Origin of the sequence: Streptomyces montanus, from assembly GCF_005786655.1 — a bacterium.
GTDB classification, from domain to species: domain Bacteria; phylum Actinomycetota; class Actinomycetes; order Streptomycetales; family Streptomycetaceae; genus Streptomyces; species Streptomyces sporangiiformans.
This window is the reverse complement of record NZ_VBZC01000039.1, coordinates 69,245-91,671: the sequence shown is the minus strand read 5'-3', so window position 1 is coordinate 91,671 and position 22,427 is coordinate 69,245. Positions and strand designations below refer to the sequence as shown.

18 protein-coding genes and 1 riboswitch are annotated in these 22,427 nt (G+C 72.0%); of the genes, 16 read left to right on the top strand and 2 right to left on the bottom strand.

What is annotated here, in order from left to right:
- Nucleotides 1-136 precede the first annotated feature (136 nt).
- A complete protein-coding gene (locus FE633_RS30390; protein WP_138048379.1) occupies nt 137-868 on the bottom strand; it encodes a class II aldolase/adducin family protein in 732 nt (243 codons plus the stop codon).
- A gap of 195 nt (nt 869-1,063) precedes the next feature.
- Between FE633_RS30390 and FE633_RS30385 the strand changes: the two genes are divergently transcribed.
- The 10 genes from FE633_RS30385 (at nt 1,064) to cobI (ending at nt 14,971) form a co-directional block, all read left to right on the top strand.
- Nucleotides 1,064-1,852, top strand: coding sequence for a lysozyme (locus FE633_RS30385; RefSeq protein WP_138048378.1), 789 nt, complete (start codon nt 1,064-1,066; stop codon nt 1,850-1,852).
- Nucleotides 1,853-2,010: 158 nt separating this feature from the next.
- Nucleotides 2,011-3,276, top strand: a complete 1,266-nt coding sequence (locus FE633_RS30380; RefSeq protein WP_138048377.1) for an inorganic phosphate transporter — start codon at nt 2,011-2,013, stop codon at nt 3,274-3,276.
- Nucleotides 3,277-3,310: 34 nt separating this feature from the next.
- On the top strand, nt 3,311-3,532 hold the full coding sequence (locus tag FE633_RS30375; RefSeq protein ID WP_138048376.1) for a hypothetical protein: 222 nt from the start codon (nt 3,311-3,313) through the stop codon (nt 3,530-3,532).
- A 161-nt stretch (nt 3,533-3,693) separates the two neighbouring features.
- Nucleotides 3,694-3,834, top strand: a riboswitch (cobalamin riboswitch).
- Nucleotides 3,835-3,944: 110 nt separating this feature from the next.
- Nucleotides 3,945-4,961 carry a cobalamin biosynthesis protein gene (locus FE633_RS30370; RefSeq protein WP_138048375.1) on the top strand — a complete coding sequence of 339 codons (1,017 nt, stop codon included), beginning with the start codon at nt 3,945-3,947 and terminating at the stop codon, nt 4,959-4,961.
- Nucleotides 4,958-6,466 carry a cobyric acid synthase gene (locus tag FE633_RS30365; RefSeq protein WP_138048374.1) on the top strand — a complete coding sequence of 503 codons (1,509 nt, stop codon included), beginning with the start codon at nt 4,958-4,960 and terminating at the stop codon, nt 6,464-6,466. Before FE633_RS30370 ends, FE633_RS30365 begins: the two co-directional genes overlap by 4 nt.
- On the top strand, nt 6,463-10,116 hold the full coding sequence (cobN, locus tag FE633_RS30360; RefSeq protein WP_138048373.1) for a cobaltochelatase subunit CobN: 3,654 nt from the start codon (nt 6,463-6,465) through the stop codon (nt 10,114-10,116). The genes FE633_RS30365 and cobN overlap by 4 nt, the downstream gene beginning before the upstream one ends.
- Nucleotides 10,113-12,140 carry a putative cobaltochelatase gene (locus FE633_RS30355; RefSeq protein WP_138048372.1) on the top strand — a complete coding sequence of 676 codons (2,028 nt, stop codon included), beginning with the start codon at nt 10,113-10,115 and terminating at the stop codon, nt 12,138-12,140. The genes cobN and FE633_RS30355 overlap by 4 nt, the downstream gene beginning before the upstream one ends.
- Entirely contained in the window at nt 12,140-12,739 is a 600-nt protein-coding gene (gene cobO, locus FE633_RS30350; protein WP_138048371.1) for a cob(I)yrinic acid a,c-diamide adenosyltransferase, read from the top strand. The genes FE633_RS30355 and cobO overlap by 1 nt, the downstream gene beginning before the upstream one ends.
- 7 nt (nt 12,740-12,746) lie before the next feature.
- Complete coding sequence (locus FE633_RS30345; protein WP_138048370.1) at nt 12,747-14,240, top strand: cobyrinic acid a,c-diamide synthase CobB; 1,494 nt, start codon at nt 12,747-12,749, stop codon at nt 14,238-14,240.
- Complete coding sequence (gene cobI / locus FE633_RS30340; protein WP_425473244.1) at nt 14,237-14,971, top strand: precorrin-2 C(20)-methyltransferase; 735 nt, start codon at nt 14,237-14,239, stop codon at nt 14,969-14,971. The genes FE633_RS30345 and cobI overlap by 4 nt, the downstream gene beginning before the upstream one ends.
- 26 nt (nt 14,972-14,997) lie before the next feature.
- Here cobI and FE633_RS30335 read toward each other — a convergent pair whose 3' ends face one another.
- The gene (locus FE633_RS30335; RefSeq protein WP_138048368.1) at nt 14,998-15,726 is read right to left on the bottom strand and encodes a ZIP family metal transporter; all 729 of its coding nucleotides are present in this window, start codon (nt 15,724-15,726) and stop codon (nt 14,998-15,000) included.
- Nucleotides 15,727-15,856: 130 nt separating this feature from the next.
- On the opposite strand from FE633_RS30335, the gene cobM reads away from it, so the two are divergent.
- From cobM to cobC, 6 genes are read left to right on the top strand one after another with little or no spacing between them, the layout of a single operon-like run.
- The gene (gene cobM, locus FE633_RS30330) at nt 15,857-16,684 is read left to right on the top strand and encodes a precorrin-4 C(11)-methyltransferase (RefSeq protein WP_138048367.1); all 828 of its coding nucleotides are present in this window, start codon (nt 15,857-15,859) and stop codon (nt 16,682-16,684) included.
- Entirely contained in the window at nt 16,681-18,000 is a 1,320-nt protein-coding gene (gene cbiE, locus FE633_RS30325) for a precorrin-6y C5,15-methyltransferase (decarboxylating) subunit CbiE (RefSeq protein WP_138048366.1), read from the top strand. The genes cobM and cbiE overlap by 4 nt, the downstream gene beginning before the upstream one ends.
- Nucleotides 17,997-19,688, top strand: a complete 1,692-nt coding sequence (cobJ, locus tag FE633_RS30320; protein ID WP_138048365.1) for a precorrin-3B C(17)-methyltransferase — start codon at nt 17,997-17,999, stop codon at nt 19,686-19,688. The genes cbiE and cobJ overlap by 4 nt, the downstream gene beginning before the upstream one ends.
- 5 nt (nt 19,689-19,693) lie before the next feature.
- On the top strand, nt 19,694-20,353 hold the full coding sequence (locus FE633_RS30315) for a precorrin-8X methylmutase (protein ID WP_425473246.1): 660 nt from the start codon (nt 19,694-19,696) through the stop codon (nt 20,351-20,353).
- Nucleotides 20,350-21,294, top strand: coding sequence for a sirohydrochlorin chelatase (locus FE633_RS30310; RefSeq protein WP_138048364.1), 945 nt, complete (start codon nt 20,350-20,352; stop codon nt 21,292-21,294). The genes FE633_RS30315 and FE633_RS30310 overlap by 4 nt, the downstream gene beginning before the upstream one ends.
- Nucleotides 21,272-22,351: an Rv2231c family histidinol phosphate aminotransferase CobC gene (gene cobC, locus FE633_RS30305; RefSeq protein ID WP_138048385.1), complete on the top strand. Its 1,080-nt coding sequence runs from the start codon at nt 21,272-21,274 to the stop codon at nt 22,349-22,351. Before FE633_RS30310 ends, cobC begins: the two co-directional genes overlap by 23 nt.
- Nucleotides 22,352-22,427: the final 76 nt, after the last annotated feature.

The window sequence follows — 22,427 nt, the reverse complement described above, 5'->3', positions numbered from 1 at the left end:
GACCGGCGGCCGCGGGCCCGGGCCGGACGGACGCCGCAGCCCGACGATCGCCCCAGCGCAGGACAGTGCCGTCGGGCCGCCGTGCGGCCGTGCCGCCGTGCGGCCGTGCCGCCGAAGAGTGCGGGCGGTGCGAGGGTCACGGCTGGCCGTATCCCTTGAACCGCTCCCCCACCTCCGCGAGCTCCTCGCGGCTCAGCAGCGTGGGCGTGTGGCCCGGCAGCGAGGACGCCGTCAGCCACAGGCGGCACATCCACTCCAGTTGGGCCGTGCGGTCGTAGGCCTGGGAGAGGCTGGTGCCGTAGGTGAGGGTGCCGTGGTTCTGGAGGAGGCAGCCCGTGCGGTCCCGTAGAGCACGGAGCATGTTCTCGGCCAACTTTTCCGTGCCATAAGCGGCATAGGGGGCAACTCGGACGGGGCCGCCGAGCGCGGCGGCCATGTAGTGGATGAGCGGCAGCTCCCGCACGAGGGTCGAGACGGCCGTGGCGTGCACGGCGTGCGTATGCACGACGGCGCGGGCGTCGGTGGCGCGGTAGACCGCCAGATGCATGGGCAGTTCGCTGGTCGGAACGAGTGAACCGAGCACCTGCCGGCCGTCGAGACCGACCCCGCAGACATCCTCGGACCCGAGGCGGTCGTACGGGACTCCCGTCGGCGTGACCAGGACGGTGTCCCCGACCCGGACCGACACATTGCCCGAGGTGCCGACGACCAGACCGTCGGACACGGTCCGGCGGGCCGTGGTCACCAGGTCGTGCCACGCCCGCTCCACCACCTCACGCGCCTCCCGCGCGCCCCGCTCCGTCGCCTCCCGTGCGCCCCGCTCCCCCACGTCCCGTCCGTCCCCTGGATCCCGCCACTGTTCAGCCATGCCGCGATCCTGCCAGCCGCGCATGTCAACGAGGCGCGGGCGAGGGCACTGTAGGGCGGAATCCGCACATCCGGCAGGGCGCGAAGAGGCGTGTATCGCCCGCGAGAGCGATTGGCCGACGGCCGACGGAATTTCCGGGATCTTCCCATAACCTCTGGGGGATTTGTCGTGCACGCCGCCATTCCGGGGGGAAATATGGCCCGTGATCGCAAACCGTCCCGCAGTCGTCGCGCCCGCATCGCCGCGGCCTCCGTGGCGGCCCTCGCCATCGGGGGGACCGCTCTCGCAGAGGTGCCGGTTTCGGCGGCCGGCCGCCCCAAGGGACACGACGTCTCCTCTCACCAGAAGAACGTCAACTGGTCGAAGGCGAAGAGCAAAGGCGCCACATTCGTCTACGTGAAGGCGACCGAGTCCCACACGTATCGCAACCCGTACTACGGCCAGCAGTACCACGGCGCACGCAACGCGGGCCTGGTCCGGGGGGCGTACCACTTCGCACTGCCGCACAAGTCGTCGGGCAGGACCCAGGCCGCGTACTTCGTGCGCAACGGGGGCGGCTGGCGGGCGGACGGCTGGACGCTGCCGCCCGCGCTCGACATCGAGTACAACCCGTACGGCAAGCGCAAGTGCTATGGCCTGAGCAAGGCCAGGATGGTCGGCTGGATCAAGTCGTTCAGCGACGAGGTGAAGCGGCAGACGGGCCGCCGCCCGGTGATCTACACCAACTACAACTGGTGGAAGAGGTGCACCGGGAACAGCTCCGCGTTCGCCTCGAACCATGCGCTCTGGCTGGCCCGCTACGGCTCGACGGCGGGGGCCCTGCCGAAGGGGTGGACGTTCTGGACGTTCTGGCAGTACGACAACGGCGGAAGCCTGCCGGGCGACCAGAACCTGTTCAACGGATCCCTGAGCCAGCTCAAGAAGTTCGCGAAGGGCTGGGGAGCGTTGGATCATCCCTTGAGGCAAGGCACTGACGGAACGTAACATTCCGCCTCAGTTCGACTGCCACGCCGCCCCCTCGACACAAACGGAGGGGCGGCGTCCCGCTTCGATACACTCCGTAGTCCGGCTGCGTTCATCTTCCGTTCATCCAGGTTGCCTATGGTCCATGTGCCAATGACGTCCAAAAGAAGCCCGGGTAAATGGAAAACTTCTCGCTGATCCTCGCGATCGTGGTTGTCACCGCCCTCGCGTTCGATTTCACGAACGGTTTCCACGACACCGCCAACGCGATGGCCACCACCATCTCGACCGGCGCGATGAAGCCCAAGGTCGCGGTAGCCATGTCCGCCGTGCTCAACCTTGTCGGCGCCTTCCTGTCCATTGAAGTCGCGAACACGATCTCCAAGGGTCTGGTCAACGAAGACGGCATACAACCCGAAGTCATTTTCGCGGCGCTCGTCGGCGCCATCCTCTGGAACCTGATGACCTGGCTCGTCGGGCTCCCGTCCAGCTCCTCGCACGCCCTCATGGGCGGCCTGATCGGCGCCACCGTCGCCTCGGCGGGCGTCGGCGCGGTGCACGGCGACGTCCTCGTCACCAAGGTGCTGATCCCGGCGATCGCCGCCCCACTGGTCGCGGGTCTCGCGGCGATGTTCGCCTCCCGGCTGACGTACACGCTGGGCAAGAACGCGAACGGCGAGGCTTCCAAGAAGGGCTACCGCGCGGGCCAGATCGCCTCCGCCGGTCTCGTCTCGCTGGCCCACGGCACCAACGACGCGCAGAAGACCATGGGCATCATCACCCTCGCCCTGGTCGCCGGCGGTTCCATCGCCCCCGACTCGGACCCCCCGACCTGGGTCATCCTCTCCGCCGGTCTCGCGATCGCGCTCGGCACGTACCTGGGCGGCTGGCGCATCATCCGCACGATGGGCAAGGGCCTCACCGACCTCCAGCCGCAGCAGGGCTTCGCCGCCCAGACCAGCGCGGCCACGGTCATCCTGGCCTCCTCGCACCTCGGCTTCTCCCTGTCCACCACTCACTCGGTCTCCGGCTCGGTGATGGGCGCGGGCCTCGGCCGCAAGGGCGGCGTGGTCCGCTGGTCCACCGCCACCCGGATGTTCATCGCCTGGGGCCTCACGCTCCCCGCCGCGGCCCTGGTCGCCGCGATCGCGGAGTACGCGACCTCCTTCGGCACCTGGGGCACGTCGCTCGTCGCCGTCTTCCTGGTCGCGTCGAGCGCCGCCATCTGGGTGGTCTCCCGCCGCGAGGTGGTCGACCACACCAACGTCAACGACACCGACACCGAGGAACTCGCTGGTGTGGTGACCACGGCCCTCGCCGCCGTCGCCCCACCCCCGGCCGGCACCGTGACGGAGGTCCTCACGGACACCGCCCAGGCCTCCAGCGAGACCTCGGCGAACTCGTCTGCGTCATCGGCGTCGTCGGCGTCGTCGGCCGCTGTCTGAGCATCGAGCACCCAGGCACGAAGGAAGAATCAGCATGCACATCGACTGGGCAGCCCTCGGCTCCGTCTTCGGAGTCAGCCTCATCGCCACCATCGCCCTCGTGGGCCTGTTCACCCTCGGCATCGTCGGTCTCTCGCGACGCGAGCAGGCCTCGGCGCAGGGCGACTCGGCCGCCCTCGCGGTCACCGGCGCGTACGCCTGCTTCGCGGCGTGCGCGGCGGCGGTGGCGTACGGGATCTATCTGATCGTGGCCTGACCCGGACCTCACTGGTCCACACGCCGTTCCGCGGGCGGGTAAGTGCATGCCGCACTTACCCGCCCGCGGGGTTTTTCGCGTGGCGCCTCGAGGCGGCCGCGCCACACACCGCGTGTGGGCCTCAGCACACTCTCCTTGCGCAGGTCAACAGCAAGTTGACGGGTCTTCCAACCCGTGGTGGACTGCCGGAGCCATATACGGCGGCAGGAGAGGAAGCCGGTGCGAGTCCGGCGCGGTCCCGCCACTGTCACCGGGGAATCGATCCCCCGGGAGCCAGGAACTCTCGCCGTCGGTCTCGTCGAGCCAGGGCGTGGACACCCTGAGTGAGGACATATCGCCATGCGCGGCTGCCTGTTGCGGTTCAGTGTGCCGAGTACGAGGGTTCTGCCTGACGTAGCGACGGGCTGAGCCGATGCGTGCCGATCGCGTCTTCGCGTACGGCGCCGCCGCCGGCCTCCTCGGTGACCTGCTCCTCGGCGATCCTCGCCGCGGGCATCCGGTCGCCGCGTTCGGCCGGGCCGCGGGTGCCGTGGAACGGGTGCTGTGGCGGGACCACCGGGGGTGGGGCGCCCTGCACACCACTGTGTGCGTGGGTGGTGCCGTGTCCCTCGCCGCCGTCGCCGCCTCGGCCGTACGTCCCTCCCGTACCGCCTCCGTCGCGCTCACCGCCGCCGCCACCTGGGCCGTGGTCGGGGGGACTTCGCTCGGGCGCGAGGCGCGGGCCGTCGGCGAGGCGCTGGCCGCCGGGGACATCGAAGCGGCCCGGGAGCGGCTGCCGCACCTGTGCGGGCGGGACCCGCAGGCACTGGACGCCGACGGGATCGCGCGGGCCGTCGTCGAGTCCGTCGCCGAGAACACCTCCGACGCGGTCGTGGGCGCTCTGGTGTGGGGCGCGGTCGCCGGAGTCCCCGGACTCGTGGGCTTCCGCGCCGTGAACACACTGGACGCGATGGTCGGGCACAAGTCGCCCAAGTACCGGCGGTACGGGTGGGCTTCCGCGCGGCTCGACGATGTTGCCGGGTGGCCGGGGGCGCGGCTGACTGCCGTGCTCGCGGCCGTCGCGGGAAGCGATCCGCGGTCGGCCGTACGCGCCTGGCGTACCGACGCCTCGAAGCACCCGAGCCCCAACGCCGGGCCCGTGGAGGCGTCGTTCGCGGGGGCGCTCGGGGTGCGGCTGGGCGGGACGCTGTCGTACGCGGGGCGTGTTGAGCATCGGCCTGTGCTGAACGGGGAGGGGCGTTCTGTGCAAGTGGGAGACATTGAGAGGGCTGTTCGGTTGTCGCGGAGGGTTGGCTGGCTTGCGCTCGGGGTGAGTGCGGCGGGTGCGCTGCTGCGGGGGCCGGTTTCAAGGCGCCCGGTGCTGCAGGCTGTGCCCACCCGTTCCGCCCTGCGGAACGACTGCCCACAGCAGTGGGGGCGTGCCTCATGAGTGGGGGGCTGCTTGTCGCCGGGACCACTTCCGACGCCGGTAAGAGCGTCGTCACCGCCGGGATCTGCCGGTGGCTGGTGCGGCAGGGCGTGAAGGTCGCGCCGTTCAAGGCGCAGAACATGTCCCTCAACTCGTTCGTCACGCGCGAAGGCGCCGAGATCGGGCGGGCGCAGGCCATGCAGGCACAGGCGTGCCGTGTCGAACCCACCGCGCTCATGAATCCCGTGCTGCTCAAGCCCGGCAGCGAGCGGAGCAGTCAGGTGGTGCTCATGGGCAAGCCCGTGGGTGAGCTGAGTGCGCGCGGGTACCACGGCGGGCGGCAGGAACAACTTCTCGGGACCGTCCTCGACTGTCTCGCCGAGTTGCGGGGCACGTATGACGCGGTGATCTGTGAGGGGGCGGGGAGTCCTGCCGAGATCAATCTGCGGCGCACCGACATCGTGAACATGGGGATCGCCAGGAACGCCCGGCTTCCCGTGCTCGTCGTCGGCGACATCGACCGCGGGGGCGTCTTCGCCTCGTTCTTCGGGACCGTCGCCCTGCTGTCCCGCGAGGACCAGGAACTCGTCGCCGGGTTCCTCGTCAACAAGTTCCGCGGGGACGTGTCACTGCTGGAGCCCGGCCTTGACATGCTGCACGGGCTCACCGGGAGGCACACGTACGGCGTGCTGCCCTTCCGGCACGGCCTCGGCATCGACGAGGAGGACGGGCTGCGGGTCTCCCTGCGGGGGACGGTACGGGAATCCAACGTCGCGCCGCCCGTCGGCGAGGACGTCCTGCGCGTCGCCGTCTGCGCCATCCCGCTCATGTCCAACTTCACGGATGTCGACGCGCTGGCCGCCGAACCCGGTGTCGTCGTGCGGTTCGTGGACCGGCCCGAGGAACTCGCCGACGCGGATCTGGTGGTGATCCCCGGCACCCGGGGGACCGTCCGTGCCCTGGAGTGGCTCCGGGAGCGCGGGCTCGCCGACGCGCTCGTCCGCAGGGCCGCCGACGGCCGCCCCGTACTCGGCATCTGCGGCGGTTTCCAGATCCTCGGCGAGCACATCGAGGACGACGTCGAGTCCCGGGCGGGACAGGTCGACGGGCTCGGGGTCCTGCCCGTACGGGTGCGGTTCGCCCGTGAGAAGACCCTCACCCGCCCCGTTGGGGAGGCGCTCGGCGAGCACGTCGACGGTTACGAGATCCACCACGGGATCGCCGAGGTCGCAGGCGGCGAGCCCTTCTTGGACGGCTGCCGGGTCGGCGCCGTCTGGGGCACGCACTGGCACGGCTCGCTGGAGTCGGACGGATTCCGGCGAGCCTTCCTGCGCGAGGTGGCGGCCGCCGCGGGGCGCCGCTTCGTACCGGCCCCCGACACGTCGTTCGCCGCGCTGCGCGAGGAACAGCTCGACCGGCTCGGCGACCTGATCGAGGAACACGCGGACACGGACGCGCTGTTGCGGCTCATCGAGTCGGGCGCGCCGCAAGACCTGCCTTTCATTCCACCGGGAGCGCCCGCATGAGCACAGTGTTGTTGTTGTCGACCGCCGACACCGATCTGCTGGCGGCGCGTGCCTCCGGTGCCTCGTACCGGATCGGCAACCCGACCCGGGTCGATGTCGCGGAGGAACTGCCCGCGCTCGTCGAGGGCTCGGACATCGCCGTCGTACGGCTGCTGGGCGGCAAGCGTGCCTGGGAGGAGGGGCTGGCCGCGCTCAAGGCGTCCGGCGTCCCGACCGTGCTGCTCGGCGGCGAGGCCGTGCCCGACGCGGAGTTGATGGCCGAGTCGTCCGTGCCGGCGGGTGTGGTGGCGGAGGCGCTGCGGTACCTCGTCGAAGGCGGCCCGGACAACCTCACCGAACTGGCCCGGTTCCTGTCCGACACCGTGCTGCTCACGGGTGAGGGCTTCGTCGAGCCGCAGAAGATGCCCGACTACGGGGTTCATGGGGAGCGTCCGCGGATCGAGGGCCGCCCGACCGTCGGCGTCCTCTTCTACCGGGCGCACGAGCTGTCCGGCAACACCGCGTTCGTGGACACCCTGTGCGACGCGATCGAGGCGCGGGGCGCCAACGCCCTCCCGGTGTACTGCGGTTCGCTGCGGGGCGCCGACGCCGGCCTGTACGAGATTCTCGGGCGGGCCGACGCGCTCGTCGCCACCGTGCTCGCGGCCGGCGGCACGCACGCCTCCCAGGCGTCCGCGGGCGGCGACGAGGAGGCGTGGGACATCGGGGCGCTCGCCGACCTCAATGTCCCCGTACTGCAAGGGCTCTGCCTGACCTCGTCGAGGAGCGCCTGGGACGAGTCCGACGCCGCCCTCGCCCCGATGGACGCGGCGATGCAGGTCGCGATCCCGGAGTTCGACGGACGGCTGATCACGGTCCCCTTCTCCTTCAAGGAGCAGGGGCCTGACGACGTCCCGGTGTACGTCGCCGACCCGGAGCGGGCCGCGCGGGTCGCCGGGATCGCCGCACGGCACGCGCTGTTGAAGCACAAGGCGAACGCCGACAAGAAGCTCGCCCTCGTCTTCACCGCCTACCCGACCAAGCACTCGCGCGTCGGCAACGCGGTCGGCCTCGACACGCCCGCCTCCGCCGTACGGGTCCTCGACGCGCTGCGCGACGCCGGGTACGCCCTCACCGAGTACCCCGCGGGCGGCGACGAGTTGATCCACCGGCTCATCGCGGCCGGCGGCCACGACGTCGAGTGGCTGACGGAGGAGCAACTGGCCGCCGCGCCCGCGCGCGTACCGCTGGCCGACTACCGGGCGTGGTTCGACAAGCTCGATCCCGGGCTGCGGGACAGCATGCTGGAGGCGTGGGGCGAGCCGCCGGGCTCCCTGTACGTGGACGGCGACGACATCGTGCTCGCCTCCCTGCAGTTCGGGAACGTCGTCGTCATGATCCAGCCGCCGCGCGGCTTCGGCGAGAACCCGATCGCGATCTACCACGACCCGGACATGCCGCCGTCGCACCACTACATGGCGGCCTACCGGTGGCTGGAGAACTCGTTCGGCGCCGACGCGATCGTGCACATGGGCAAGCACGGCACCATGGAGTGGCTGCCGGGCAAGGGACTCGGGCTGAGCGGGGGCTGTGCGCCGGACGCGGTCCTCGGCGACCTGCCCCTGATCTACCCCTTCATCGTCAACGACCCCGGCGAGGGCACCCAGGCCAAGCGCCGCGGGCACGCCACGGTCGTCGACCACCTCGTACCGCCCATGGCGCGCGCCGACACGTACGGCGACCTGGCCAAGCTGGAGCAGCTCCTCGACGAGTACGCCCTCGTCTCCGACCTGGACCCGACGAAGGCCCCGGCGGTACGCGCCCAGATCTGGACGCTGGTCAAGGCGGCCGAGCTGCACCACGACCTGCATGTGGACGATCAGCCGGACGACGACGAGTTCGACGAGTTCGTCATGCACATCGACGGCTATCTGTGCGAGATCAAGGACGTACAGATCCGCGACGGCCTGCACATCCTGGGCGGCGGGCCGGTGGACGAGGCCCGCGTCAACCTCGTCCTCGCCGTGCTGCGCGCCTCCCAGGTGTGGGGCGGACAGGCGAACGCCCTGCCGGGGCTGCGCGCCTCGCTGGCCGAGCACTTCGGGCTGGTCGAGAAGGAGCTGCTGGCCGAGCCGGGAGCGCCGGTGAAGGTGCCGGTCGAGCTGACGGACCTGGTGGACGGCCCGTCCCGTTCGGCCGCCGACGCCATCGACCTGCTGGAGCAGCTGTGCCGGCGGATCGCCGAGGGCATGGAGGAGCGCGACTGGGCGGTCGCGGAGAGCCGTGCTCTCGTACGGGACGTCCTGGGCACCGAACTCCCGGACGCGGTCGCCGTGCTGGAGTTCGCGTGCACCGAGGTCGTGCCCCGGCTCGCCCGCACCACCGACGAGATCGGCCACATCCTCAAGGCGCTGGACGGCGGTTACATTCCGGCGGGCCCGTCGGGCTCCCCCACGCGCGGACTGGTCAACGTCCTGCCGACCGGCCGGAACTTCTACTCCGTCGACCCCAAGGCCATTCCGTCCCGGCTGAGTTGGGAGGTCGGGCAGTCGCTCGCGGACTCGCTCGTGGCCCGCTATCTGCAGGACACGGGTGAGTACCCGAAGTCCGTCGGCCTCACCGTCTGGGGTACGTCGGCGATGCGCACCCAGGGCGACGACATCGCCGAGATCCTGGCGCTGCTCGGCTGCCGCCCGGTCTGGGACGACGCCTCGCGCCGGGTGACCGGCTTCGAGGTCGTGTCCCTGGAGGAGCTGGGCCGGCCGCGCATCGACGTCACGGTCCGTATCTCCGGCTTCTTCCGGGACGCTTTCCCGCACGTGGTCGGTCTGATCGACGACGCGGTGCGGGCGGTGGCCGAGCTGGACGAGCCGGCTGACAGGAACTTCGTACGGGCGCATGCCGACGAGGACACCGCCGAGCACGGCGACAGGCGGCGCGCGACGGCCCGTATCTTCGGCTCGAAGCCGGGGGCGTACGGGGCGGGTCTGCTCCCGCTGATCGACGCCCGCAACTGGCGCTCCGACGCCGACCTCGCCGAGGTGTACGCGGTGTGGGGCGGCTATGCGTACGGGCGCGGGCTCGACGGGCGGACGGCTCGGGGAGACATGGAGACGGCGTTCCGGCGGATCGCGGTCGCCGCGAAGAACGTGGACACGCGTGAGCACGATCTCGTCGACGCGGACGACTACTTCCAGTACCACGGCGGGATGGTCGCCATGGTGCGGCATCTGACCGGCGCCTCCCCTGAGGCGTACGTGGGTGATTCGGCCGTACCGGACCAGGTGAAGACCCGGACGCTGGGCGAGGAGACGCACCGCGTCTTCCGCGCCCGCGTGGTCAACCCGCGCTGGATGGCCGCGATGCGGCGGCACGGCTACAAGGGCGCCTTCGAGATGGCGGCGACCGTCGACTACCTCTTCGGTTACGACGCCACGGCCGGGGTCGTGGACGACTGGATGTACGAGAAGCTCAGCGCGGAGTACGTCTTCGACGCGGAGAACCAGGACTTCATGAAGAAGTCCAACCCCTGGGCGCTGCGCGGCATCACGGAGCGGCTGCTGGAGGCGGCGGACCGCGGGCTGTGGGCGGAGCCCGACGCGGACACGATCGAGCGGCTGCGTGCCACGTATCTGGAGCTCGAAGGCGACTTGGAGGGCGACGACCAGTGAGTACCCCGTTTCCATTTACGGCCGTTGTCGGTCAGGACGACCTGCGGCTCGCGCTGCTGCTGAACGCCGTGTCGCCCGCGGTGGGCGGTGTCCTTGTCCGTGGGGAGAAGGGCACGGCCAAGTCCACGGCCGTACGCGCCCTGTCGGCGCTCATGCCGGAGGTGGGCGTCGTCGCCGGGTGCCGTTTCTCCTGCGACCCGGCCTCCCCCGACCCCGCCTGCCCGGACGGGCCGCACGAGACCGGGCCCGGTACGGCACGTCCCGCGCGCATGGTCGAACTGCCCGTCGGCGCCTCCGAGGACCGGCTCGTGGGGGCGCTGGACATCGAGCGGGCGCTCGCCGAGGGCGTGAAGGCCTTCGAGCCCGGCCTGCTCGCCGACGCCCACCGCGGGATCCTCTACGTCGACGAAGTCAACCTGCTCCACGACCACCTGGTCGACCTGCTGCTCGACGCGGCGGCGATGGGTGCCTCGTACGTCGAGCGCGAGGGCGTCTCCGTACGGCATGCCGCCCGGTTCCTGCTCGTAGGGACCATGAACCCCGAAGAGGGCGAGCTGCGGCCGCAGTTGCTCGACCGCTTCGGGCTGACCGTCGAGGTCGCGGCCTCGCGTGAGCCCGATCAGCGGGTGGAGGTGGTACGGCGGCGGCTCGCGTACGACGACGATCCGGAAGGGTTCGCGGCACGATGGGCCGACGAGGAGTCGTCGGTACGGGCGCGGATCGTGGCGGCCCGGGAGCTGCTGCCCTCCGTACGGCTGGGCGACGGGGCGCTGCGGCAGATCGCGGCGACCTGTGCGGCCTTCGAGGTCGACGGGATGCGCGCGGACATCGTGATGGCGCGGACGGCGACGGCGCTGGCCGCGTGGGCCGGGCGGACCGATGTCCTTGCGGAGGACGTGCGGCAGGCGGCTCTGCTCGCGCTGCCTCATCGGCGGCGCCGCAATCCCTTTGACGCGCCGGGGCTCGACGAGGACAAGCTCGACGAGACGTTGGAGGAGTTCGGGGGGCAGGACGACGACGATCCTGATCCCGGTCCGGACGGGCCCGGGGGTGGCGGGCAGCCGCCGCAGGACGGGCCGGACGACGGGCCGGACGACGGCGAGTCACCCGCCGGTGATGTTCCGGCGCAGGGCGAGCCCTCGGAGGACGAACAGGCGCCGGCCGCGCCCGGCGGCGGCGAGCAGTCTCCCGCACGCGCTGCCGAACCCTTTCGCACCAAGATGCTGAGCGTGCCCGGCCTCGGTGAGGGTGCTGCCGGGCGGCGCTCGCGGGCACGCACCGAGCACGGCCGTACGACCGGTGCGCGGCAGCCCCGGGGCACACTCACCAAGCTGCACCTGGCGGCGACCGTGCAGGCCGCGGCCCCGCATCAGCGGGCACGCGGGCGGTCGGGGCCGGGACTCGTCGTACGGCGGGACGATCTGCGCCAGGCCACCCGGGAGGGGCGTGAGGGGAACCTCGTGCTGTTCGTCGTGGACGCCTCCGGGTCGATGGCCGCCCGGCAGCGGATGAGCGCGGTCAAAGGGGCCGTGCTGTCGCTGCTGCTCGACGCGTATCAGCGGCGGGACAAGGTCGGCCTGGTGACCTTCCGTGGGGCCTCGGCCGAGGTCGCGCTGCCGCCGACCTCGTCGGTGGACGCGGCGGCGGCGCGGCTGGAGTCGCTGCCCACCGGTGGGCGGACACCGCTCGCCGCGGGGCTGCTGAAGGCCCACGAGGTGCTGCGGGTGGAGCGGCTGCGGGATCCCGCGCGGCGTCCGCTCGTCGTCGTGGTGACGGACGGGCGGGCCACGGGCGGGACGGAGCCGGTGGCGCTCGCGGGGCGGGCCGCCGGGCTGCTCGCGGCCGGCGAGGTCGCGTCCGTGGTCGTGGACTGCGAGTCGGGGCCGGTGCGGCTCGGCCTCGCCGGGCAACTCGCGGGTGAACTCGGCGGTTCGGCCGTGACGTTGGACGAGCTGCGGGCGGACAGCATCGCCGGGCTCGTACGAGATGTTCAGGGAAGCAGTCGTCACAGGAGGGCCGCGTAATGCCGCAGGGACAGCCGAGTGTGGTGCCGGACGACGGGCTGACGACTCGTCAGCGCCGGAATCGTCCGCTGGTCGTCGTGCACACGGGGATCGGCAAGGGCAAGTCCACCGCCGCCTTCGGGCTCGCGCTGCGCGCCTGGAACCAGGGCTGGCCGATCGGGGTGTTCCAGTTCGTCAAGTCGGCGAAGTGGAAGGTCGGCGAGGAGAACGCGCTGCGGGTGCTCGGGGCGTCCGGCGAGGGCGGATCCGTCGACTGGCACAAGATGGGCGAGGGCTGGTCCTGGGTGCAGCGCGACTCCCAGATGGACAACGAGGAGAAGGCCCGCGAGGGGTGGGAGCAGGTCAAGCGTGACCTCGCCGCCGAGACGTACAAGCTGTATGTCCTCGATGAGTTCGCCTACCCCATGCACTGGGGGTGGGTCGACGTGGATGAGGTCGTGGCGGTGCTCCGGGATCGGCCGGGGACGCAGCATGTGGTGATCACCGGGCGGAACGCGCCCGAGAAGCTCCTCGACTTCGCCGATCTCGTGACCGACATGTCCAAGGTGAAGCATCCGATGGACGCCGGGCAGAAGGGGCAGAGGGGCATCGAGTGGTGATGTTCTCGTGAAGTCCTCGTCGTCCGTGCTCCGGCTGGTCATCGCCGCGCCCTCTTCGGGCAGCGGCAAGACCACCGTTGCCACGGGGTTGATGGCCGCGTTCGCCTCGCGGGGGCTTGCCGTGTCTCCGCACAAGGTCGGGCCCGACTACATCGATCCCGGGTATCACGCGCTCGCGGCGGGGCGCGTGGGGCGGAACCTGGACGCGTATCTGTGTGGGGCGGAGTTGGTCGCGCCGCTGTTCGCGCATGGTGCGCGCGGGTGCGATGTCGCCGTCGTCGAGGGTGTGATGGGGCTGTACGACGGGGCAGCCGGGGAGGGCGAGTTGGCGTCCACGGCGCATGTGGCGAAGCTGCTGCGGGCGCCGGTCGTGCTGGTCGTGGACGCGTCCTCGCAGTCGCGGTCGGTGGCGGCCCTGGTGCACGGGTTCGCGTCCTGGGATCCGGAGGTGCGGGTCGGGGGCGTGATCCTGAACAAGGTCGCGTCCGAGCGGCACGAGGAGCTGTTGCGGGAGGCGTTGGACTCGGCCGGGGTGCCGGTGCTGGGTGTGCTGCGGCGGGTTGCTCAGGTGGATACGCCTTCTCGTCATCTTGGGCTGGTGCCTGTTGCCGAGCGGCGGGCCGAGGCCGTCGAGGCGGTCGCCGCCATGGCCTCGCGGGTGCGTGACGGGTGCGATCTGGATGCGCTGGTCGCGCTGGCGCGCAGCGCGCCCGCGTTGTCTGGTGCGGCTTGGGATGCGGCTGAGGCCATCGCTCTTTCGCCCCCGCCGCCCCTTCCCGTTCCCGACCCTGGGGGCTCCGCCCCCAGACCCCCGTATCGGCCTGAACGGCCTCGTCCTCAAACGCCGGACGGGCTGGTTGATGCCGGCCTGAGCTCAAATGAACCGGCCGGGCTCAAGGCGCCCGTCGTTGCTGTCGCCGGTGGGTCCGCCTTCACGTTTTCCTACGCCGAGCATGCCGAGCTGCTCGCCGCTGCCGGAGCCGACGTCGTCACCTTTGATCCGCTCCGGGATGAGCAACTGCCCGAGGGGACCGCCGGGCTTGTCATCGGCGGTGGGTTCCCGGAGGTGTACGCCCCGGAGCTGTCCGCCAATGAGCCCCTGCGCAAGGCCATCGCCGAGCTGGCGTTCAGTGGTGCTCCGGTGGCCGCCGAGTGTGCCGGGCTGCTCTACCTCTGCCGTGAGCTCGACGGGCGGCCCATGTGCGGGGTCATCGACGCCGAGGCGCGCATGGACGAGCGGCTCACCCTCGGGTATCGCGACGCCGTGGCCGTGAGCGACAGTGTGCTCGCGGAGGCGGGGACGCGGATGCGGGGGCACGAGTTTCACCGGACCGTCGTGGAACCCGGTGCGGGGGCGGCTGCCGCGTGGGGCATGCGCGCTCCTCGACGGCGCCTCGAAGGTTTCGTACAACAGGGTGTGCACGCGAGTTACCTGCACACGCACTGGGCCTCGGCGCCCGGTGTCGCCCGTCGGTTCGTGGAGAGGTGTGTCGGGTCATGAGCGACAGAAGGCTGATCGGGGTGGGGGTCGGGCCCGGGGATCCGGAGCTTGTGACCGTCAAAGGGGTCAACTCCCTGCGTGCGGCGGACGTTGTCGTCGTGCCGGTCATGGACAGCGGGGAGCGCGGCCGCGCCGAAGCCACCGTGTTGCACTACGTGCCCGAGGAGAAGGTCGTACGGGTCGTGTTCGCGCTCAACGAGCGGTCGGACCGGGCCCGGCGCGAGGCCGCCTGGGACGCTGCCGGTGAGCGGGTGGCCCAGCTGCTGCGGGGCCACGGCACGGTCGCCTTCGCCACCATCGGCGACCCGAACGTGTACTCCACCTTCACGTATCTCGCGCAGACCATCGAGGAATCGGTCCCGGGGACCGTCATCGAGACGGTGCCCGGCATCACCGCCATGCAGGATCTCGCCGCCCGCTCCGGGGCCGTACTGACCGAGGGGACCGAGCCGCTCACCCTCGTGCCCGTCACGGCCGGGGCCGCCGTGCTCAAGGACGCGCTCAGCGGGCCGGGGACGGTCGTCGCCTACAAGTTCGGGCGGATCGCGGAGGAAGTGGCCGCGGCGCTGCGGGAGACCGGGCGGATCGGCGACGCCGTCTGGGGCTCCGCGCTGGGGCTGCCCGAGGAGTCGATCCGGCCCGCGGCCGAACTGGACGGCTCTCCGCTGCCGTATCTCTCCACGCTCATCGCGCCCGCTCGGCGCGACGGCGGACGCGGCGGCAAGCTGTGACACGTCCCGGAGGGGCACGGGGCGGTTCAGCCCGCCACGCCCACCACCAGCCAGATGAACGCCGCCCCGGCGATCGTGCACAGCAGCGTGGAGCGGGCCGGGTGCTCATGGTGTGCCTCGGGCAGGATCTCGGCGGCGGCGAGGTAGAGGAGCGCGCCGCCGAAGAAGCCGAGGTAACCGCCGAGCAGATCCTCCGGGAGGGTGAAGAAGAGCGTCGACGCGGCGCCCGCGACGGGGGCCAGCGCATCCGCGAACAGCATCAGCAGCGCCTTGCGGCGGGCGTTCCCGTACAGGCTGGTGAGCGTGTAGGTGTTGAAGCCGTCCGCGAAGTCGTGGGCGATGACCGCGAGGGCCACCGCGAGGCCCATGCCGCCGCCCACCTGGAAGGCGGCGCCGATCGCGATGCCGTCCATGGCGCTGTGCCCCACCATCGCCGCGGCGGCCGTCAGGCCCACCTGGGGCGTTCGGCCGTTGTGCTCTTCGGCGCCGTGCGCGGCCCGGCGCGCGGCCAGCAGACGCTCCACGAGGTGGGCCAGCAGGAAGCCGCCGACGAACAACAGCAGCGCGGCCGGAACGCCGAAGACCTCACCACCCGCCGCGTCCAGCGCCTCCGGCAGCAGATCCAGGCCGACCACGCCCAGCATCAGCCCGCCGGCCAGGCCGAGTACGAGGTGGCGGCGGTCGGTGACGCGTTGCGCCGTCCAGCCGCCTGCCAGCGTCATCAGGAACGCGCCGAGCGCGACGAACACCGCCATGTGGCCTTGTTATCCGATCGTCTCCCGTTCACGCACCTCCGCACCGCCGATGACTCATAGCACTCGTAGTACGAGTACCACTCGCAGGACACGTAGCACTCGCAGGACTTGTAGGAGAGGACCCCATCCCATGGCCGATGCCCCCACCGGCAAGGTGACCTTCGTCGGGGCCGGGCCCGGCGCCGCCGATCTGCTGACGTTCCGTGCCGCGCGCGCCATCGCCGAGGCCGACGTCGTCATCTGGGCCGCCAGCCTGGTGCAGGCGGAGGTCCTGGAGCATGCGCGCGACGGCGCGGAGATCCTCGACTCGGCGACCATGTCCCTCGAGGACGTCGTCGCCGTGTACGAGCGGGCGGCCGGTGACGGGCTGAAGGTGGCTCGTATCCACTCCGGCGACCCCGCCCTGTGGGGCGGTACGCAGGAGCAGCTCGACCGGTGTGCGGACATCGGGGTCGAGACCGAGATCATCCCCGGTGTCTCCTCGTTCTCCGCCGTCGCCGCGCTCGCCCAGCGCGAGCTGACCATCCCGGAGGTCGCGCAGTCCGTGATCCTCACCCGGCTCGGCGGCGGCAAGACGCCGATGCCGCCGGGCGAGGAAGTGCGCGAGTTCGCACGGCACGGTACGACCATGGCGCTGTTCCTGTCCGCCGCCCGCAGCGGTCAGCTCGTACGCGAGTTGCTGGAGGGCGGCTATCCGACGTCGACGCCCGTCGTGATCGCGTACCAGGCGACCTGGCCGGAGGAGCTGATCGTGAAGTGCACGATCGGGACGCTGGAGGAGACCGTCAAGGAACACAAGCTGTGGAAGCACACGCTGTTTCTGGTCGGCCCGGCCCTCGACGCGCACGGCACACGCTCGCACCTCTACCACCCCGGCCACTTCCACGGCTTCCGCAAGGCGGACCCTCAGGCCCGTAAGGCGCTGCGTGCGCAGGGTGCGCAGGGTGCCACACCATGATCACCGTCGTCGGTACGGGGACCGGGGCGCCCCTGCCTCCGGACGCCGAGGCCGCGTTGGCCGAGGCGAGCCTCGTCGTGGGCGCGCGGCGGCATCTCGCGGCCGCGCGGCTGCCGGACGCGGCGGAACGGATCGTCCTCGGTCCGCTCGCGCCCGCCCTCGACGCGATCGAGCAGCACCTGGAGAAGCTCCAGCACGAGCAGAAGCCCGCACCGGAGCCGGCTGATCAGCGGCGGGTGGTCGTGCTGGCCTCCGGCGACCCCGGGTTCTTCGGCATCGTGCGGGCGCTCGCCGAGCGTTTCGGGAGCGACCGGCTTGAGGTGCACCCCGGGGTGTCGTCCGTGGCCGCCGCCTTCGCACGGCTCGGGCTCGCCTGGGACGACGCGGTGGTGGTGAGCGCGCACGGGCGTGATGTGCGGACCGCCGTGAACGTCTGCCGGGCGCACCCGAAGGTGGCGGTGCTGACCGGCCCGGGCGCCGGGCCCGCCGAGCTGGGGTCCGCCCTGCGATCGACTGGGCGCCTTCTCGTGGTGGCTTCGGCACTGGGCTCGGCGGCGGATTCGGCGGCGGGCTCGGGTTCGGATTCGGCCTCGGGCGAGTGCGTCGAGCGGGTCACGCCCGCCGAGGCCGCCGCCCGCGACTGGGGATCGGCGGTGAGCGTCGTGCTGTGTCTGGACGAGTCGCGCGTTCTCACGCCGGTACGGACGGTTGCCGGGCGCGCGCCGGGACCCGCTCAATGGGCCCTGGACGAGAGCGAGTTCGCCCACCGGGATTCGATGATCACCAAGTTCGAGGTACGCGCTCTCGCGCTGGCCCGGCTCGGGCCGCGGCTCGGGGATCACATCTGGGACATCGGCGCGGGCTCGGGCTCGGTCGCCGTGGAGTGCGCGCGGCTGGGGGCCGCCGTGACCGCCGTCGAGAAGACGTGGGACGGTGTGGAGCGCGTGCGCGCCAACGCGGCCGCGCACGGCGTGGACATGACCGTCGTGCAGGGTGCCGCGCCCACCGTGCTGTCCGGTCTCCCCGATCCCGACGCCGTGTTCATCGGCGGCGGCGGACAGGAGCTGCCCGTGATCGTGACGGACTGCGCGCGCCGGGCGCGGCGGGCGGTCGTGGTGGCGATGGCCGCGCTCGACCGGGTTCCGGCGGCGCGCGACGCGCTCGTCGGTGCCGGGCTCGCCTGTGACGGCGTACTGCTGCAGTCGTCCCGGCTGGCGCCGCTGCCCGGGGATGTCACCCGGCTCGCGGCGACCAATCCCGTCTTCCTGCTGTGGGGCGTCCGGCCTCCGGCGCGTACCGAAGGAGTTGCCCAGTGATCGGCCTGATTTCCGCGACGGCGGCGGGTGCCCGGGCCCGCGAGCGGGTGGCCGCGGCATGGCCGGATCGCACCCGTGTGTACGACGGTCCCGTGGGCGACGCCGTACGGCGGGCCTTCGCGGAGTGCGAGCAGCTCGTGTGTTTCCTGGCCACGGGGGCCGTGGTGCGGCTCGTCGCGCCCTTGCTGGCGGACAAGGCCTCCGATCCCGGGGTCGTGTGTGTGGACGAGGGCGGGCGGTTCGCCGTCTCGCTCGTCGGGGGGCATGGCGGCGGGGCCAATGAACTCGCCCGTGCGGTGGGTGAGTTGCTCGGCGCCGAGCCGGTGGTGACGACGGCGACCGACTCGGTCGGAGTGCCCGGACTGGACACGCTCGGGTTGCCCGTCGAGGGAGATGTGGCGGCGGTGTCGCGGGCCCTGCTGGACGGGGAGCCCGTTGTTCTGGAGGCGGAGGTGCCGTGGCCGCTTCCGCCGCTCCCGGTCGCGCCCTCCGGGCCGTACGCGATACGGCTCACGGACCGGCTGGCCGAACCCGCCGCGCACGAAGTCGTTCTGCGCCCGCCCTCCCTCGTCGTCGGCGTCGGCGCCTCCAGTGGCGCGCCCGCCGACGAGGTGCTCGGGCTCGTGGAGGGCGCCCTGCGCGACGCCGGACTCTCCGCCCGGTCCGTCGCCGAGCTCGCCACCGTGCACGCCAAGGCCGGCGAGCCCGGCATCGTCGAGGCGGCCGCCCGCCTCGGGGTGCCTCTGGTGACGTACTCCGCCGAGGAGTTGGCCGCCGTGGACGTGCCCAACCCGTCCCAGGCGCCGCTGGCAGCCGTCGGCACGCCCTCCGTGGCGGAGGCCGCCGCGCTCGTACGCGGGGGCGAACTCCTCGTCCCCAAGCGGAAATCCGCCGGCCAGGCCGGGCAGCCCGCGATGGCGACCTGTGCCGTCGTACGGCGTCCGTGCCGCGGCCGGCTCGCCGTCGTCGGACTCGGTCCCGGCGCGCGGGATCTGCTGACGCCGCGCGCGAAGGACGAGCTGCGCCGGGCCTCCGTGCTCGTCGGGCTCGACCAGTACGTCGACCAGATCCGCGACCTGATCCGCCCCGGCACCCGCGTTCTGGAGTCCGGGCTCGGCGCCGAGGAGGAGCGGGCCCGGACCGCCGTGTCCGAGGCCCGGCTCGGCCGGGCCGTGGCGCTGATCGGCAGCGGTGACGCGGGCGTGTACGCGATGGCGTCGCCCGCGCTCGCCGAGGCGTCCGACGATATCGACGTGGTCGGGGTGCCCGGGGTGACCGCCGCCCTCGCGGCCGGGGCGATCCTGGGCGCGCCGCTCGGCCACGACCATGTGTCGATCAGCCTGTCCGACCTGCACACACCGTGGGAGGTCATCGAGCGGCGGGTGCGGGCCGCCGCGGAGGCCGACATCGTGGTGACGTTCTACAACCCCCGCAGCCGGGGCCGCGACTGGCAGCTCCCCAAGGCGCTCGCGATCCTCGCCGAGCACCGGGAGCCGACGACACCCGTGGGTGTCGTACGCAATGCCTCGCGCGCGGACGAATCCAGCCGGCTCACCACCCTCGTGGGACTCGATCCGGCAACGGTCGACATGATGACGGTCGTGACGGTGGGCAACACGGCGACCCGTGAGATCGCGGGCCGTATGGTGACGCCTCGCGGCTACCGTTGGCAGGAGGAGCCCAAGTGAGCCAGGTGTTTCCCGAGACCCGTGTCGTGCACCCCATCGAGGCGGAGTCCTTTCGGCGGCTGCGCGCCCGGCTCGACACCTCGCGCTTCCCGCCGCTGACGCGCGCGGTCGTCGAGCGGGTGATCCACTCGGCGGCCGATCTCGACTACGCGCAGGACCTCGTCACCGACGAGGACGCGTTGGAGAAGGCACATGCCGCGCTGCACGACGGGGCGCCCGTCGTCGTGGACGTGGAGATGGTCGCGGCGGGGATCACACGGCGCGAGACCGTGTGCCGGCTGAAGGACGCCACGTCGGGGCCGGGGCTGACCCGTTCGGCACACGCGATCCGGCTCGCGTACGAGCAGGTCGGGCCCGGCGCGCTCTGGGTGATCGGCTGCGCTCCGACCGCGCTGGAGGAACTCCTGACGCTGGACGCCGCTCCGGCGCTCGTCATCGGCATGCCCGTCGGCTTCGTCGGCGCCGCCGAGTCCAAGGCCGCGTTGCGCGAGAGCGGGCTGCCCGCCGTCAGCAACGTGTCCGAGAAGGGCGGTTCGGCGGTCGCCGCGGCCGCGCTCAACGCCCTGCTGTACCACCCCGTGCATCCCCTCGTGCATCAGCCCGTGAACCACGCCGCGCCCCAGTCCGTATTCCAGCCTGTATCCCAGTCCGAGGAGACATCGTGACCACCCCGCCCCCCGCCCTGCTCATCGCCGGACACGGCACCCGGGACGACGCGGGCGCCGAGGCCTTCCGCGACTTCGTACGGGAGTTGGGCCGCCGCGCCCCCGAACTGCCCGTCGCGGGCGGCTTCATCGAGCTGTCCCCGCCCCCGCTCGGCGACGCCGTGACCGAGCTGGTCGAGCGTGGCGTGAGCCGGTTCGCCGCCGTTCCGCTGATGCTGGTGTCCGCCGGGCACGCGAAGGGCGACATTCCCGCTGCGCTGGCCCGCGAGAAGGAACGGCACCCGGGCATCTCGTACACGTACGGCCGTCCGCTCGGCCCGCACCCAGCGCTGCTGTCGGTGCTCGAGCGGCGGCTCGACGAGGCGCTCGGCGATACGGCGCGCACGCCCTTCGACCGGGCCGAGGTGACCGTCCTGCTCGTCGGCCGCGGTTCGACCGACCCCGACGCCAACGCCGAGGTGCACAAGGCGGCGCGGCTGTTGTGGGAGGGACGCGGTTACGCGGGCGTGGAGACGGCGTTCGTGTCGCTGGCGGCGCCCGACGTGCCGTCGGGACTGGACCGCTGCGCGAGGCTGGGCGCCCGCCGGATCGTGGTACTGCCGTACTTCCTGTTCACCGGCGTCCTGCCGGAACGGGTACAGATGCAGACCGAGGGCTGGGCGGCCGCGCACCCGGAGGTCGAGGTGCGGTCGGCCGATGTCATCGGTCCGGAGCCGGAACTGCTCGACCTGGTGATGGAGCGCTATCGGGAGGCCGTGGCGGGCGATCTCCGGATGAACTGCGACTCCTGCGTCTACCGCGTCGCGCTTCCCGGATTCGAGGACAAGGTGGGGCTCCCCCAGCAGCCGCACTTCCACCCGGACGACGACGACCACCATGGCGGTCACCACCATGACGGCCACCACGGGCATCACGATCATGAACACTCCCATGCGCACTGAAGGTGGCGATCACGACCTCCGTCACCACGGGGACGCCGAGGTCCGTGACGACGGCTCGGCGCTCGTCGACCTCGCGGTGAACGTCCGCGCCGACACGCCTCCATCCTGGCTGCGCGAGCGGATCGCCGAGTCGCTGACCGGTCTCGCGGCCTACCCGGACGGGCGGGAGGCGCGGGCGACGGTGGCCGCCCGGCACGGACTGCCCGCGGAGCGCGTGCTCCTCACCGCGGGCGCGGCGGAGGCCTTCGTGCTGGTCGCCCGTGCCCTGAGGGTTCGCCGGCCCGTCGTCGTGCACCCGCAGTTCACGGAGCCGGAGGCGGCGCTTCGGGACGCCGGGCACACCGTGGACCGTGTGCTGCTGCGGGAGGAGGACGGCTTCCGGCTCGATCCGACGGCCGTCCCCGAGGACGCGGACCTCGTCGTGATCGGCAACCCGACCAATCCGACGTCCGTGCTCCACCCGGCCGCCGCGATCGCCGAACTCGCCCGACCCGGGCGGACCTTGGTGGTCGACGAGGCGTTCATGGACGCGGTGCCGGGTGAGCGCGAGGCCCTCGCCGGGCGGACGGACGTGCCCGGCCTGGTGGTACTGCGCAGCCTCACCAAGACATGGGGGCTGGCGGGGCTGCGGATCGGGTACGTGCTCGCCTCCCCCGAGACGATCGCCGAGCTGACTCGGGCCCAGCCCCTGTGGCCGGTCTCCACGCCGGCCCTCGCGGCGGCGGAGGCCTGTGTGGGGGACGCGGCCCTCGCCGAGGCATCCGACGCGGCGCACCGGACAGCCGCCGACCGGGCCCATCTCATCGCGGGTCTCAAGGAGTTCGCCCCCGACGGACTGCACGTCGTCGAGCCCGCCGAAGGTCCCTTCGTCCTCGTCCGCCTCCCCCGGGCCACCGCCGTACGGGCCCAACTGCGCAGCCTGGGCTTCGCGGTGCGGCGCGGTGACACGTTCCCCGGGCTGGGCGAGGAGTGGCTGCGCCTCGCGGTACGGGACCGAGTGACGGTGAACCGGTTCCTGCAGGCATTGGACAAGGCCGTGACGGTGGTGGGGCGCTGACGGAGGGGCCCTCGTCAGCCGCGGCGGCAGTCCACGTGTGCGACCGGTTCCCCGGAGACCTGAGACCCTGAGACCT

Coding starts and splice junctions, on each gene's coding strand:
- FE633_RS30390 (WP_138048379.1), bottom strand. CDS start 868: ATGGCTGAACAGTGGCGGGATCCAGGGGACGGACGGGACGTGGGGGAG.
- FE633_RS30385 (WP_138048378.1), top strand. CDS start 1,064: ATGGCCCGTGATCGCAAACCGTCCCGCAGTCGTCGCGCCCGCATCGCC.
- FE633_RS30380 (WP_138048377.1), top strand. CDS start 2,011: ATGGAAAACTTCTCGCTGATCCTCGCGATCGTGGTTGTCACCGCCCTC.
- FE633_RS30375 (WP_138048376.1), top strand. CDS start 3,311: ATGCACATCGACTGGGCAGCCCTCGGCTCCGTCTTCGGAGTCAGCCTC.
- FE633_RS30370 (WP_138048375.1), top strand. CDS start 3,945: ATGCGTGCCGATCGCGTCTTCGCGTACGGCGCCGCCGCCGGCCTCCTC.
- FE633_RS30365 (WP_138048374.1), top strand. CDS start 4,958: ATGAGTGGGGGGCTGCTTGTCGCCGGGACCACTTCCGACGCCGGTAAG.
- cobN (WP_138048373.1), top strand. CDS start 6,463: ATGAGCACAGTGTTGTTGTTGTCGACCGCCGACACCGATCTGCTGGCG.
- cobO (WP_138048371.1), top strand. CDS start 12,140: ATGCCGCAGGGACAGCCGAGTGTGGTGCCGGACGACGGGCTGACGACT.
- cobI (WP_425473244.1), top strand. CDS start 14,237: ATGAGCGACAGAAGGCTGATCGGGGTGGGGGTCGGGCCCGGGGATCCG.
- FE633_RS30335 (WP_138048368.1), bottom strand. CDS start 15,726: ATGGCGGTGTTCGTCGCGCTCGGCGCGTTCCTGATGACGCTGGCAGGC.
- cobM (WP_138048367.1), top strand. CDS start 15,857: ATGGCCGATGCCCCCACCGGCAAGGTGACCTTCGTCGGGGCCGGGCCC.
- cbiE (WP_138048366.1), top strand. CDS start 16,681: ATGATCACCGTCGTCGGTACGGGGACCGGGGCGCCCCTGCCTCCGGAC.
- cobC (WP_138048385.1), top strand. CDS start 21,272: ATGAACACTCCCATGCGCACTGAAGGTGGCGATCACGACCTCCGTCAC.